General features: G+C 56.4%; 15 protein-coding genes. 6 read left to right on the top strand and 9 right to left on the bottom strand.

Annotation, left to right across the window (positions count from 1 at the left end):
- Positions 1–46: 46 nt before the first annotated feature.
- The 3 genes from NI40_RS00285 to NI40_RS00295 all read right to left on the bottom strand — a co-directional run bounded on the left by NI40_RS00285 (position 47) and on the right by NI40_RS00295 (position 2,344).
- The gene (locus NI40_RS00285) at positions 47–1,006 is read right to left on the bottom strand and encodes a YbgA family protein (protein WP_039263498.1); all 960 of its coding nucleotides are present in this window, start codon (positions 1,004–1,006) and stop codon (positions 47–49) included.
- A 102-nt stretch (positions 1,007–1,108) separates the two neighbouring features.
- Complete coding sequence (gene uraH / locus NI40_RS00290; protein WP_033147068.1) at positions 1,109–1,519, bottom strand: hydroxyisourate hydrolase; 411 nt, start codon at positions 1,517–1,519, stop codon at positions 1,109–1,111.
- A 99-nt stretch (positions 1,520–1,618) separates the two neighbouring features.
- Entirely contained in the window at positions 1,619–2,344 is a 726-nt protein-coding gene (locus NI40_RS00295; protein ID WP_039263499.1) for a MerR family transcriptional regulator, read from the bottom strand.
- A gap of 117 nt (positions 2,345–2,461) precedes the next feature.
- Between NI40_RS00295 and NI40_RS00300 the strand changes: the two genes are divergently transcribed.
- Positions 2,462–2,986, top strand: coding sequence for a lipocalin family protein (locus NI40_RS00300; RefSeq protein WP_039263501.1), 525 nt, complete (start codon positions 2,462–2,464; stop codon positions 2,984–2,986).
- A 3-nt stretch (positions 2,987–2,989) separates the two neighbouring features.
- Here NI40_RS00300 and NI40_RS00305 read toward each other — a convergent pair whose 3' ends face one another.
- The 6 genes from NI40_RS00305 to NI40_RS00330 are packed head-to-tail and all read right to left on the bottom strand — an operon-like array spanning position 2,990 to position 9,028.
- On the bottom strand, positions 2,990–4,000 hold the full coding sequence (locus NI40_RS00305; RefSeq protein ID WP_039263545.1) for a fimbrial protein: 1,011 nt from the start codon (positions 3,998–4,000) through the stop codon (positions 2,990–2,992).
- A complete protein-coding gene (locus NI40_RS00310) occupies positions 4,000–4,518 on the bottom strand; it encodes a fimbrial protein (protein ID WP_039263502.1) in 519 nt (172 codons plus the stop codon). The genes NI40_RS00305 and NI40_RS00310 overlap by 1 nt, the downstream gene beginning before the upstream one ends.
- Positions 4,509–7,034, bottom strand: a complete 2,526-nt coding sequence (locus tag NI40_RS00315; RefSeq protein WP_039263503.1) for a fimbria/pilus outer membrane usher protein — start codon at positions 7,032–7,034, stop codon at positions 4,509–4,511. Before NI40_RS00315 ends, NI40_RS00310 begins: the two co-directional genes overlap by 10 nt.
- Positions 7,035–7,057: 23 nt before the next feature.
- Complete coding sequence (locus NI40_RS00320; protein WP_039263505.1) at positions 7,058–7,735, bottom strand: fimbrial biogenesis chaperone; 678 nt, start codon at positions 7,733–7,735, stop codon at positions 7,058–7,060.
- A gap of 52 nt (positions 7,736–7,787) precedes the next feature.
- Positions 7,788–8,372: a fimbrial protein gene (locus NI40_RS00325; protein WP_032661969.1), complete on the bottom strand. Its 585-nt coding sequence runs from the start codon at positions 8,370–8,372 to the stop codon at positions 7,788–7,790.
- A gap of 53 nt (positions 8,373–8,425) precedes the next feature.
- On the bottom strand, positions 8,426–9,028 hold the full coding sequence (locus NI40_RS00330) for a helix-turn-helix transcriptional regulator (RefSeq protein ID WP_039263506.1): 603 nt from the start codon (positions 9,026–9,028) through the stop codon (positions 8,426–8,428).
- A 706-nt stretch (positions 9,029–9,734) separates the two neighbouring features.
- Here NI40_RS00330 and NI40_RS00335 point away from each other — a divergent pair.
- The 5 genes from NI40_RS00335 (at position 9,735) to NI40_RS00355 (ending at position 13,983) form a co-directional block, all read left to right on the top strand.
- Entirely contained in the window at positions 9,735–10,496 is a 762-nt protein-coding gene (locus tag NI40_RS00335; RefSeq protein WP_039263507.1) for a winged helix-turn-helix domain-containing protein, read from the top strand.
- Between the two features lies 1 nt (position 10,497).
- Positions 10,498–10,977, top strand: a complete 480-nt coding sequence (locus NI40_RS00340) for a hypothetical protein (RefSeq protein WP_039263508.1) — start codon at positions 10,498–10,500, stop codon at positions 10,975–10,977.
- 189 nt (positions 10,978–11,166) lie between these two features.
- A complete protein-coding gene (locus NI40_RS00345) occupies positions 11,167–12,105 on the top strand; it encodes a GlxA family transcriptional regulator (protein ID WP_045143055.1) in 939 nt (312 codons plus the stop codon).
- A gap of 85 nt (positions 12,106–12,190) precedes the next feature.
- Positions 12,191–13,189 carry a class I SAM-dependent methyltransferase gene (locus NI40_RS00350; protein ID WP_039263509.1) on the top strand — a complete coding sequence of 333 codons (999 nt, stop codon included), beginning with the start codon at positions 12,191–12,193 and terminating at the stop codon, positions 13,187–13,189.
- Positions 13,190–13,545: 356 nt separating this feature from the next.
- Positions 13,546–13,983, top strand: a complete 438-nt coding sequence (locus NI40_RS00355; RefSeq protein ID WP_039263511.1) for an acetyltransferase — start codon at positions 13,546–13,548, stop codon at positions 13,981–13,983.
- The last annotated feature ends 115 nt before the right edge of the window (positions 13,984–14,098 follow it).

Raw genomic sequence — 14,098 nt, forward strand, 5'->3', positions numbered from 1 at the left:
CTGCTTTGGGCCTCTACGGGTCAATGGGGCCTTCGCATTTTTATGATCACTTGACTGCCAGACGCAGACCCAAATCATCAGGATAGGGATCAAAGTAGTTTTGCGTCATCAGATACCGGTCGGGGTATTCGGCCAGGTAGTGCTTCAGCAGCGTGATCGGGGCGAGAATAGGCAACTGTCCGTTGCGATAGTGCAGGATCACGTCGCGCAGTTCGCCGCGCTGGCGGGTGTTCAGCTGGTTACGGAAATATCCCTGAATATGCATCAGCACGTTGGTGTGATTCTTCCGCGAGGCGGGTTTTTTCAGGATGGTCATCAGCTTTTCCCGGTACGCCACGAAGAAGGCGTCCAGGTCTTCCCACTCGTGCAGCGAGGCAACGAACGGGCCGATTTCGCGATAGCCTGCCTGATGGTGCGCCAGTAGCTGAAGCTTATAGCGGCTGTGAAAATCCAGCAGCCCACGGCGCGTCAGACCTTTAGCGCGCAGCGTGTTTAGCTCGTGCAGGGCAAATACCCGCTCGATAAAGTTTTCCCGCAGCACCGGGTCGTGCAGCCGACCGTCTTCCTCGACGGGCAGCCACGGGTAGGTTTCAAGAAGGGCGGCGGTGAACAGCCCGACGCCCTCCTTGCGGCCCCGGTTGCCGTTTTCATCGTACAGCCGCACGCGTTCCAGGCCGCAGCTTGGGGATTTTGCGCAGACGATAAATCCTGACAGATCGCCGATTTTTGGCAGATAGTCCGCCGTAAAGTCGGCCATTTTCTGCGTGAGGTCATCATGAGGCGGCTTGCTGAAACGGAGCTGCGTTTCGCAGCTGTCCGTCAGCGTCAGGCGTATGGCCGGGCGAGGCGTCGGCAGGCCGATGGCCATTTCAGGGCAGACGGGCCTGAAATTCACCCACTGGGCCAGCTCATCCATGACGAAGCCCATACGCTTGTGTCCGCCGTCAAAGCGAACGGCGGATCCGGTCAAACATCCGCTAATACCGAGCACAGGTTTCGTTGTCATGGTGTAGTCCTCCCGTTCATATAATTAAAACTTACACAACATGACTAATTTGTCCAAGTATTAGCGGAACTATTTTTTTTATTCCTTTAAAATCAATGCGTCTTAACTGCCCTTGTAGGTCGAGTAACCGTACTGGCTCAGCAGAAGCGGAATGTGCAGCTTCTCGTTGGTGCGGGTCACGGTAAACAGCACCGGGATCTCCGGGAAGAAGGAGTCCAGCTTTTTGCCGTGGAAGTACTCTGCGGTTTTGAAAGTCACTTTATACACGCCAGGCTGCATGTCCTGATCCTGCGGATAGAGCGATTTGATGCGGCCGTCGTGGTCGGTTTTGCCGCTGGCAATCGGGGTCCATTTGTCCTGCTGCTGTTTCTCCAGCGTAACGGTCACGTCTGATGGCGGCATCCCGGTTTGCTGGTCGAGAATGTGGACGCTCAGCGTGCCGGCAGGGGCGCTAAAGGCAGCAGGGGCAAAGGCCATCGAGGCCAGGATCAGCAGAGGGGCAGTTTTTTTCATGGTGTTTTCCTGTTGAGTTATTCGTTACAGGAAAACGTTAGCATCTGCGGCGCGGGAAAATATTCAACTTTTCGTGAAGATTCCCGCAGGAGAAAATTATCAGAGGATAATCACTTCAAGCGATACCTGCTGCTGCCACTGCTCCACCTGTTTTTTCCGCCCGGCGGTGAGTTTGCCGCTGGTGACCAGAAGCCATTTGCGCTCCGGGAAAATTTCCGGTGCCAGCGCGTCAGGCGGAACCGGCAGGATGTCGATTCGGTGGCCCTGCCCGGTGCGCGTTAAGGCTTCGAGCCAGATCTCGCACGGGTCGTTCAGGTGCCAGCCGCTGAGCAGAATGTTATCGCCCGGCGCTTTTTTATCGCCTTCGAGGCAAAACGAGGTGTAGGCGATGATGATGCCGTCGAGGATCGCGCGCAGGGTCATGGCGGCGGCGACGTTGGCCGAGACCTGGCTGCGCAGCGGGCGCAGCACGTTCGCGACCAGCTCCGGCCTTGGGTATTCGCGTCCGGCGTCGTAAATCATCTGGCGCAGGGACTCGACCTTGCCGTCCTGCAGGCGTTGCAGCATGTTCTTCTGCAGGGTTTGCCAGTTGTTGGTCCGACCCGGCATCGGGCGTTCCAGCAGCGGTTTGACCTGGCCGATCGGGACGCCTTTTTTGACCCAGTCGAGAATTTTTAGCGCCTGCTGGACGTCCTCGTCGCTGTACTGGCGGTGGCCGCCTTCCGTGCGCTGTGGCTTGAGTAAACCATAGCGACGCTGCCACGCCCGCAGGGTGGTGGCGGTGATGCCGCTGAGTCTGGCGAATTCGCCGATGGAGTAAGCCATGTCCGTGTCCAGAGTGGAGGAATACTCTCAATATACTACGAATTTTCCCGAACGGGATGAAGCGCCGAAACGGTGCACTACACTTAACGTCCAACCGTGCAAATGAAAGGAATTCTCATGAAGCTATGGCCTGTAGTGACCGGTGTTGCCATTGCACTGACGCTGGTCGCCTGTAAATCCCCCACGCCGCCGAAGGGCGTGCAGCCGATTTCCGGTTTTGACGCCAGCCGCTATCTTGGCAAATGGTACGAGGTCGCCCGTCTGGAAAACCGCTTTGAACGCGGGCTGGAGCAGGTAACCGCCACCTACGGCAAGCGCAGCGACGGCGGCATCAGCGTGCTCAACCGGGGCTACGATCCGGTGAAGAACAAGTGGAACGAGAGCGAAGGCAAAGCGTACTTTACCGGTGAGCCAACCACCGCCGCGCTGAAGGTGTCCTTCTTCGGCCCGTTCTACGGCGGCTATAACGTGATCAGGCTGGACGATAAGTACCAGTACGCCCTGGTCAGCGGCCCAAACCGCGACTACCTGTGGATCCTGTCGCGCACGCCAACCATTCCGGATGCGGTGAAGCAGGATTACCTGAACACTGCGCGCAGTCTGGGCTTCCGAACCGATCAGCTGTTGTGGGTGAAGCAGTAGCCCCTACTGGTAGGAAAACGTAATGCTGGCCAGCGCGTTGGCCGAGCCGGGGACCAGTTCGCCGGTTCGGATGTACTGCGCCTGGAACGGTAACGTGAGCGTCTGCGCCGCCGTGGTGCTCTGGATGAAGAACTGCCCGGTCGCACCCGCGGCCGAGCTGTCCGGCCCCATCGTCAGCGGCCCGCTGCCGTTGTAGAAAAACTGCACCCCAACGCCGGACGCCGTGGAATCTCCGGTCAGGGTCACCACCGACGAGGTGTTCGACGGCGTGGTCTGATCGGTCATCACCGCGTGAACCGCCACGTTCGCGTCGCAGGTCAGGCCGACGGTAAACGTCCCTGATGGCGACGTGCTTCCCACCGTGGGCAGGGTGCGAATATCAATGGTGCCCAGCGCCACGCTGGCGTTTTTGCTGCCGACCGTACACCCGCTGGCGGTCACCGTGATGGTGGTCGGGCTGATGATGACCTGCGCCGTTTTCGTTTCGTTGTTATAGGCGGTGAGCACCGCGGCGTTGATGGTCGGGATGTTATAGACGCCGGATTTCAGGGCGGCACCGGTTTTAATAAAGGTGACCTTTGCCGACCATCCCAGATCCTGGGCAAACCCACTGGTGCCCTCTGCCGGGTAGCTTTGCGTGATACCGGTTTGCAGGGGAATATATTGTGTACTCTTAAAATCCTTCAGCCCGATGATATAGCCCACGCCCGGTACGCCGGTCTCAAAAATGGTGTAATTCACGCCGTCGACGGTGACCGTCGCACCGCTTGAGATGGCGCTGCTGCTGGGCTGCAGCGTCCCTTTGTTGCAGGTAAAAATAAGCCCGCACCAGAACACCTGCTGCACGCTGGCGGTGGCGCTCCAGGTCGAGCCGATAATGCTGCCCGGCACCACGGAATCCGCCGGCCCGCTGTAGGTCATCGGCTGAGGGGAGAGCGTAATGTCCGATTTCCAGTCCAGAGCCTGCACGCTGGCGCAGAAAAGTAATCCGCCGAGAAGAAACGCTAAACGCATCATAGATACTCCGTTGTCCAGGTGGCGAGGGCTGACACATCACCGGCGCTCACCGGCGTAGCGGTGGCAACCAGCTGCGCGTAGAAGGTCATCTGTACGCTGTCATCCCCCGCCGTTCCGTACGCGGTGGTCTTTGTATTCAGGGGAATGAGTACGCTCTCTTTATCGAGGATCTGCACCGCCACGCCGGTAGCGCCACCGTCGGCAATTTTCAGCAGCTGCGGGTTGGCATCATCCGGCGTACCGCTGAAGCGAATTTTTACGCCAGCAAAGGTTGGCCCGCACGCTTCAAGCCTGAGCGTGAAGGGCGTTTTGATATTGCTGACGGCCCCGGCACGGCTGAACTGTTTAATACCAATGGTGCCCAGCGGCACGTTTTGCTCCCCGGAGTCCTGCGCCACCACGCAGGTGTTGCCGATCAAATTGCCGGTGACGGAGACCAGCACGTCGTAGCCGCGAACGGGGAGCGTGAAAACCAGCAGCAGCGCAAGGCAGCCGATCCGAAGCGTTACTGACATACCACCTCCTGAGAATAAAGACCGGTGCGGGCGTTAAAGTGCTGCTTGTTTAAGGCATAGGTAATGGCGCAGCGCTGGCGGCTGCCGCGACCCCACACGGCGTTCAGCTTGCCCTTCTCTGACAAACCGGAGAGATACAGGCTGCCGCCATCGCCAACGATGCCGCTGGTTTTGTCATCATCGAGCGAGACCAGCGTGCCGAAGGGGAGCACGTCGTTGCCGTGACGTACGATAAACATCGCTTTTGCCCCCTGGTGCGTGGTGAAGGTGGCGCGAACCAGGGCGCCATCGGTAGGCGTTTTGTTGGCGATGGCGTTTTCCAGCTCCACGTCGTTGCCGGCGGTCGTCACGTCCAGCGCGACCTGGTTAACGCGGTACGGCGTGGCGTACGGGATCACCGCGTAGCCACGGCCGTCCGTTTTGATGCCCTTATGGTTAAGCACGGCGACGTTGCTGGCCCCCGGCGCTTTCACCAGAATGTTGGTATTTCCGAGCGGCTGGCTCAGCGTCAGGCCATCTTCATGCACTACCGCGCCGCCGCTGATGCCGTAGCTGAGGTTGCGGGAGTCGCTGGCGTAGCTGTAGCCCAGGTTGTAGTCTCCCCACGCGCCTTCGTACTGCAGGGTGGCATCGCCGCCGTAGTGCTGTCGGGAGCTGTAGCGCTGGTTGACGCTATAGAACAGATTCTCCTCACCCGGCAGGTAGCCGCTCACGCCCGTGCTGGTGGTTGTGCCGGTGGAATCCGCATGGGTCGTGGTAAAGCGCGCGCGGGTCGACAGCGTCGGGTTGCCCAGCGGGACCGAAATCGACATCGACAGGATGTTATCTTTCTTGTCGTCATACAGGCTCGAGCTTCGCTGGACGCTGACGCCAAGCGACACGTTGCGAAACGTGGCGTTCCACGCAAACTGCAGGCTTTGCGTGGTATTTGACGTGTTCCAGTAGGTCTGCTGATCCCACGACAGTGACAGCGAGCCGTATTGTCCCATCGGCTGCGACAGCAGCAGCTGGTTTTTTGCCTTACGCGACATGCGCAGGTTGTACACGGTGTCGTATTGGGTGGTGACGGTGCCATCGTCTTCCACCGTCTGCTTTGGCGATCCGCCCGACATGCCTTTGTACGTGGTGTCGCTGAGGGTATAAAACCCTTTCGTGGAGTAGCGCAGCGAGAAGAAATTCACCCGCGTGCCAATGTCGTTCAGCAGCTTGCTGTAGCGCAGGCGCACCGAATCACCGGTATAGCGCCGATCGTCCGCCAGCTGGCTGCGGGCGTGGGTCAGGTCGATGGAGTAGGCGCCAAAGCGGCCGAGGTTTTGCCCAAACCCGAGGGCCAGGCCGTTATAGCGATCGGCAAACTGCGCCCCGCCGTAAAACGTCAGGCCGTATCGCCAGCCGTAGAACAGCTCGCCCTGCGCGAAAGCGGGCGCGTCCTGATTGCCCGTCGGACGGTATTTCCCGGCGCCGAGGGCATATTTCACCTGTCCGTTACGCACCAGGTTCGGCACGCTGGCAAAGGGGAGCGTGTATTGCGTTTTGCTGCCGTCGTTCTCCTGAATGGTGACCGCCAGATCGCCTCCCGAGGAGGTCGGGTAGAGATCTTTCAGCACAAACGCCCCCGGCGGGACGGAGGTTTGATAGATGATGTTGCCGTTCTGACGAACCGTGACCGTGGCGTTGCTGCGCGCGATGCCGCGAACTTCAGGTGCATAGCCGCTGAGGCTGGCGGGCAGCATGTTGTCATCGGTTTTCAGGGCGATACCGCGCAGGCCTACGGAGTCGAACACCTGCGCCGAGGTGTACGTTTCCCCGGCATACACCTGCGCGCGCAGGGCGTGAATATCGCGCTGCAGCCAGGTCTGCACGTGGGTAAGCTCATTGCTGTCTTTGGTCCACGTGGTGAAATCACGCAGCCGCCACGCGCCCAGGTTGACGCCGCTGTTGAGGCTCGCAAACAGCTGCTGCTCCCGCGTGCGCGTCTCGCCGCGATACTCATTGTTCGAGCCATTGACCACGTAATTCAGCCACGCGGCAGGAATGCCCGCCTCCCAGCTTTCCGGGCTGACGTACCCGCGCGGCAAATTGCGCATCGCACTTTGCGGTACGGTGAAGCTCAGGGTGAGCGTCTTCTGGTCCAGATCAAACTGCGTATCCGCAAACGCCTTCGTTAAGAAGATGCAGCGCTGCGCCAGCGGCAGGTCGCCGCCCTTCGCCTGATGGCTATCGATGCCCAGCGCGTCGAATTGTTCAGGCGTGAGGCAGGGCAGCGCTTCACCCGTGCTGTCTTCAGCAAGGCGGAACGTGACGTTACCCGTGAACGCATAATTCGTATTGATATATACGTTGAGGTTGTAATCACCCGGCGGCAACGCGCTCCCGGCGTTGACCCAGGCGAGATCGGCGCTGTTTGCGCTCTCGCCGTTGAGGAACGCGGGGTTAAATTGCAGCTCGCTTTCAGCAGCCACGGCTTGCCGAATCACCAGGGAGATCACCGTGGCGCACAGGATTTTTATTTTCACGTGGTCACGCCTTACTGTTTTTATTATTGGGATAACGACGCGCGCGCGGCGGGGGTCCAGGCCCCGTAATCGTTAATGGTCTGATAGCTCATGCTGCCCGCATGGCTGAAGGTTTCGGCCAGCGTCACGCTGCCTTTTGGGGGCACCATCACCGGCTGCACCGGCATACCGTCAATTTTCACGTTGATGGTGGTGAGGTAGTACGGCGTGGGGTTGCTGAGCGTGACTTTTCCGGCGCGATAGGCACCGGCCAGCTTTTTCCACGCCTCTCCCGGGGTCTCGCTGAGTCCTTCCGGGCGATAAAAGACCTTGATGCGGTTAGCCGAGGCAAACTGCAGCGTATTCCCGGCGCCGCTTTTCGCCTGCTGGGGGATGGCTTTTACCGTCATCCAGTAGAGCGTCTCCCGATCCTCTGGCAGGGCTTTGCCGTTAAACATGATTTTCACCGCGCTTTCGCTGGCCGGCTTCATGACGTACAGCGGCGGCGTGATCATGAAGTCGTTGGTGCGTTCGCCTTTCTCATTCTCCATCCACGACTGGATGAGGAACGTAGCGTCGGGATGGGTGTTTCTCACCTGCATCATGGCCTGGCTGGTGGCGCTGGAGTAGACCATTCGCGTTGCGCCCAGCCCCACGCCGCCGGCATAGACGGCGGAGGAACATAACGCACCCGCCAGGCAAATCCATGTGTTTACGCGCATAGTGTTTCTCCTGAAAGCTAAGACAGGCCCGGCCGTAGACCGGGCCTGAGGATTACGAATAGGTCACGGTGTAGGTTGCGACGGCGCTGGCATCACCCGCGGTGGCGCCGCCCTTCGGCGAGTAATATTTCGCGCTGAAGTTCAGGGTGTTGGCACCCTTACGCAGAGGGATGGCCGCAGCAGGTTCACCCAGGTTCACCACGTTGCCCTGCTCGTCATAAAGGCGAATAGCCACGTTTTGCGCAGAGTTGGCGCTGCCGTTTGCCCCGACGGACAAGCTATTAACATCGGAAGTGTCCGGCGTGCCGGTGAAGGTGACGGCCACGGTTGTGGCGGCAATCGGGTTCTCATCCGTAGAGGCTGAGGTATCGGCGATTTCGCAATCTTCCAGGGTGATGGCAAACGCTTTTGCCGTGCTGGCAACGCTGCCTGCCGTCTTCAGCGTTGCGGTACGCACTTCACCCATGTCCACGTCAATGTTGGCGCTTCCCGCGCTGATGGCGCAGGCGGAGGTCACCACTTTGCCGCTAAAGTTCACCGTGCCGCCGCTGGTGCCGGCAGCCAGGGCCGTGCCCGCTGGCAGTAATGCCGCAATAGCGATCGCGAGCAGCGTTTTATTATTGAATTGAGCTTTCATTGTCCTGATTCCATTATGGTGTTATGTCGAGATTTGCTCTGAAAGCAGCAGGTCTAACTGGTTAAAAAGACCAGCAAATCTGTCTTGTTCCTGAGCCCGAGTTTTCTTATCGCTGAGCTTTTTAACGCGCTGACACGACGGTAAGAAAGCTGCTCTGTTTCGGCGATGTAACGCATATCCAGACCCTTTCGCAGTTCCTTCAATACCCTCCATTCACCCGGCGTCAGCGATAACGCCGTGGGTTTTTTTAGTGGGCGATAACGGCTATCGACCATTTTTAATACGCTGGCTCGCCAGTGATAAAGCGGGTCCTGCAGCGAGAGATAGGCGTCTATTTCACCGCGTATCCACAGCCAGGAATTTGCCGGTGCGGAATACATGCAAATAAGTACGTCGGGATAAAGGACTTTCATCTTCCTGATATATTTCAGGCAGTCATATCCCGCGTGATATTTCTCCATGCCGGATAAAAAAATCACGTCTACCGGTGCGGCTGCGAGTATCGTTTCGAACTCTGCGTAATTATCGATTGATGCTGTAATCTGCATAGCCGGGACAATATTTTTTAATAACGCGGCGATCCCCTGGCGCGCAAAGTGATCTCCACCCAATAGCGCGATATTTAAATGACGTGTGTTGTTGAGCTTATTCGCCATGTCATTCCCTCGATTTATAATTGTAATGAGACTCGTCTGTCTGGCAGAGCGATGCCTGTATTTTCGAAGCAATTAAGCATTGCACGGTGTGAGCCCACTATACTCAGGGCGTAAAAGAGGTAACCTGAATTAATCTTAATTTGTTTTAAGTACGGTTTAGGTGTAGCGTCAATTTCTCCTCGCTGAACCGGCTTTTGCTTATCTGCCTGTAAATAATCATACCGGTAGTTTTTATTGAAAAGTTGGCTTTAATAAATGTTTTGTAAGGAAATAGTCTGGGGACGTCATGCGACGCGGGTTGTTACTGACGGTGGCTAACAGTTTCGCACCGAAATTGTTAATTAAGACGACAGCTTTCGAATTGGTCGTAATTTCGAAACCCGCTGGCAGAGCGCGTCCTCTCTGCTTTTTATTAAAAAAACAAATTAAGCGCGCTGAATAATTCAGACAATGATGGCTAAAGCGTTCAACGGGCGCCTTTGTCGAGTTTTGTCAGTGTCAAGACGGCTTTAAATGGCGGTTAAGAAAACTTCAGACCGGTCAGATAAAGAGAAAGGAAAAATAAGATTTTTCGCCAGGCGCCAGGATATACAGTTGCGCATTAATCCGTCACATTAATCCTTACACAGGCGAGGGATACGCAGGTTAACCGTGAAGGGAATCTACTGGAGCAACAGGCGTTGACCGGAGGTATTTAGCCCATTCTATGCATAAGCATTACATTATTAATGGCCTGGTAGAGTTTCATCCAGCGGCCAGCACATTACGCGATCTCAACAATCCTGACCGGGTGGTGGTATTAAATTCCCCGGCGGGGCGCTGTTTGTTGTTATTAATAGAAAGAGTCGGAAGTATTGTGACTCAACAGGAGTGCATGGATATTGTCTGGCAGCGCCGGGGGATGCTGGTTTCGCCTAATACCTACTACCAGAATATTTCTATTCTGCGTAAGGGGCTGAAGAAAGTGGGGTTTGAAACCGATCCGATTGTCACTATCCCGCGCATTGGACTGACGCTCGCAAGCGATACGCAAATCACCGTTAAAGAGACGCAGCCGCAGGCTGAAGAGGAAGAACGTGCTGCTCCGGATGTCTGCAAAGAGGCTGTCGCCCCAACGGTCTCGACGCGCCGCTTCTGGCTGCCTGGCGCGCTGGTGCTATTGCTGATGCTGGCTGGCGTGAGCGTTATCAGCCATAACCTGCTGCATGACGGCTATTTCGTCGACGGGTACCGCTTCGCGATGAAGATGGGCGAATGCCAGCTCTATTTTTCTCGCGATATTGAAACGCAGCGCGACCGGGATAAAGCCCTGGCCTATGCCGCCCCGTTTAAGAACCAGTGCGCTAACTATCCCTGGGTTTACGTCAGCGGCTACATCCTGCTGCCCCGTGCATCGGTCATTCGCTGTGACAGACCGATGACGGAACCCAACCGCTGTATGTCCGATTATTTTATAGAGGATCGCTAGTATGGTTCGCTACCGTCAAACGCTTGTTGCGCTCTGCCTGTGCCTGCTGATGGGGGCTGTCGTGTCGGCGTATTACCTCTGGCATCGCCATTACATCCAGCCCTTTTCCTGCCAGGCGAACTTTATTCAGCATCACCGTGATGAAACGCTCTCTCTGTGGCTGAATTACACCGTGGAGGGTAACAGCGGAATACTCAGCATGAATGGCCGGTTGAAAAGCGATCCCACGAAGACCCTGAATCGCAAAGTTTTCTTTCAGATTGTGCGCAAAGACAGCGTCTATAATCTGACGTCCATACGCAATATGAAATTTCCGGACGACAACATCAGCGACAGCTGGCTGGAGAAGTACGAGCCCTTATTTTTTATCTATCCGAATAAGAATATTTATATGCGTATTAAGAAACAGCAGAATGAGAATTATTTATTTATTCTGGGAACGCTGCCGACCTATGTGTGCCACACGTCAAAAAACGGATAGCGACAGGGAGAAATGTTTTTAAGTTTTTGCGACCATCATTTATGCTTGATTTAACAGCCAGGACCTATCTTAGGAAAATATAACAGCAACAATAATGTTGCGATAATGTAATTATTCTTCGGCAAGTTAATGAAAAATATAATTGATGATAGCGTCAGAATGACGCCTGCACGGAATAAATCCCTGCATATGGGTTTACTCCTGTGGCCCCATTTCTCGCTTTTCGCATATTCAGGATTAATAGAGGCGTTACGTATTGCATCCAGCGTCCAGAAGCGTAGCCAGAAAATACGCTTTAAACTCAGCCTGATAAGCACCTATCCCGACTTACCGGTAGTGAGCAGCTCAGGGCTCAGCGTGCGGCCCGAGGCCGCCCATGCGCCGCCCGGCGACTTCGACTATATTGCGGCGATCGGCGGAGGTCTGGAGCATCTTCATCAGGGACACCGCGGCGACAGAGCGTTTCTCACGGAGGCTTATCACAACAACGTTCCCCTGATCGGTATTGGTACCGGCAGCTTTATTCTGGCGGAGGAAGGCTTACTGAACGAGCGCCGCGCCTCGATTCATCCTCATCACCATGACGTTTTCACGCAGCGGTTTCCGCAGGTTTATGCTGAGCAAGGCCTCGATTTTATCGACGAAGGCGATGTGCTGACCTGCCCGGGCGGGATCTCAACGCTCACCCTGGTAACGGCGCTGATCCGCGCCCACGGGGGAGACGACATTGCGGCCACCACCTCCCGGCGGTTGTCCCTTCCTCCGCATGACGCCGCCACGCCGCGGCCCGCGAATATCGCCATGATCCCTGATTCACGGCTGCGCAGGGCGGTGACGATCGTCGAACAGTATCTGACTCACCCGCTGAACGCCGCCAGGCTCGCGCAGGACGTTAAGCTGAGCGAACGCCAGCTTAACCGCCTGTTTCACGCCGAGTTTGGCAAAACGGCGCGGGAATTTATTCGCAGCGCCAGGCTGCGCTATGCCTGCTGGCTGCTGAAAAACTCTCAGCAAAGCGTGACGGATATTGCGCGGCGGATGCGGTTTAGCGACTGCGCCCATTTTATTCGTCATTTTCAGACCGAGTACGGCTGCACGCCGGGGGTATGGCGCACGTCGCAGAACTGATGCACCTATTTCGTGCTTTCTTCGTAGGGTATTACTGGCTCGCCTGGATAGACTTCCGTTAAAAGCCCAACGGAGGGAAGACGACATGAACTGGCAGCCTTTTCGCGGCGATGCACCGGAAAATATGACGATTTTCAGCGCGTCATTTCCCGACGTCAGCGACCAGTGGCCGATGAAAGACGACGCTGCCCGTGAGATCGCCTCCCTTGACCGCGCCCTGAAAGCCGAGCCAGCGCTCCGGCCTCCGAGGGTGGAATACGATGAAGGGGGGCAGGCCGTGCTTGTCCCGCAGAATCGCTATTCCGAACAGGCCTTCCGCAACCGCCCGGCGCTCACCGCGTGGCGTACCCGGCTGGTGCCCTCCGCGCTGGCGCTGTTTGTGGTGCAAAACCCGCTGGAAGACCGCCTGCCCGACGGCACGAAAATGGACAGCGACAGCCGCCAGTGGTTTATCCACGCTAACGATGCGGTTGGCGTGCGCTCCCGCGCCCGGGTGCTGGCCGCGCTGGTGGATAAGTACATTCACAACGAAAGTGAAAATAACTGGGTTAGCCTCGCAAGCGGTGCCGCCATTCCGGTGCTGGAGGCGCTGCGCGAAGCAAAGCTCGACGGCCAGCGGGTATATCTTACGCTGGTGGACAAAGACCCGGTGGCGCTCAGCTGGGCCGAAACCATGGCGGCGCAGGAAGGGATTGTGGTGGGCGAACAGCTGACGCTGCTCAGGCGCAACCTGCTCCATACGCTGGTGCGTAACGAGGACCTGCTGCTGGAGCTGGGCGAGCATCAGGCCGAACTGGTCGACGCGCTGGGGATTTTCGAATACTTCAACGATACCGATGCGGTGATTTTTCTCCAGCGCGCGCTGCGGCTGATCAAGCCCGGCGGGGCGGTGATTGTGTCGAACATGCTGACCAGCAGCCCGCAAATTGACTTTGTGCTGCGGGGTATCGGTTGGGAGGATATTCACCCGAGGTCGTTACAGCAGCTGCAGGATATCCACCTTGCGGCGGGCGTGCCGGTGGAAAACGTCACCGTGGTGGTGCCGAAGGACGGGGTGTATGCGGTGATGGAGATTAGGGTTTAGCTCGAACGGTGTGGGATGACAAACCGCACAATCGGTTCCCTCTCCCTTGAGGGAGAGGGCTAGGGTGAGGGGGAGCAGGGCGCAACAATATTTACCGTTCCTCAGTTGTTCGGTTAAACCGAACAACTGTCATGAAGGATTGACTCGTTTCCCTGTTCTCATTCCCAGGTGATGATTCTTGCTTGCCATGATCTATCATTTGCCTGGTTTCCTGAACCAACTTTCGGGCCATTTCCTTGATACGCTCTCTACTTTCAGATGTACGAGAGTTTATAACTTCATTTAAGGTCTTCGTTTTATTGCCTCCATGCTTCTGGATACTTGATTTAATCTTTGCGCTCTATAATGATCCCCCCATGAAAATTGAAACCGCACTCCCCACACACTTCGAACTTCTGGTCGCGATCTGGGAATCCTCCGTCCGCGCCACCCATCACTTTTTACAGGAAAGCGATATTGCGGCGCTGCGCCCGTTATTGCTCAACGCCTATCTGCCAAACCTCAAGGTCGTAATCGCTCGCGATGACGCAGGCGTTATTCACGGCTTTTTAGGCGTGGATGAAAATCGCATTGAAATGCTGTTTGTTGACGACGCGAGCCGCGGGAAGGGCGTCGGGAAATTGCTGCTGCAACACGCCATCGCAGAGTGTGGCGCGAACGAAGTGGACGTGAATGAGCAGAACCCGCAGGGCGTGGGATTTTATCGCCATATGGGGTTTGAGCAGGTCGGACGCTCGGAACTGGACGGGCAGGGGAATCCGTTTCCGTTGCTGCATATGCGATTGGGTGAGTAAAAATAATCAGTAGATAATTTAAAACGTTACCGTAATTTCTGAGGGATATACTTACACCCTTATCATTCATTAAAAAAATAATTGTATTAAGTTACGGTGATATTAATATAGCTCT

Source organism: Enterobacter sp. E20 (assembly GCF_000801755.2).
Classification (GTDB): Bacteria; Pseudomonadota; Gammaproteobacteria; order Enterobacterales; family Enterobacteriaceae; genus Enterobacter; species Enterobacter asburiae_B.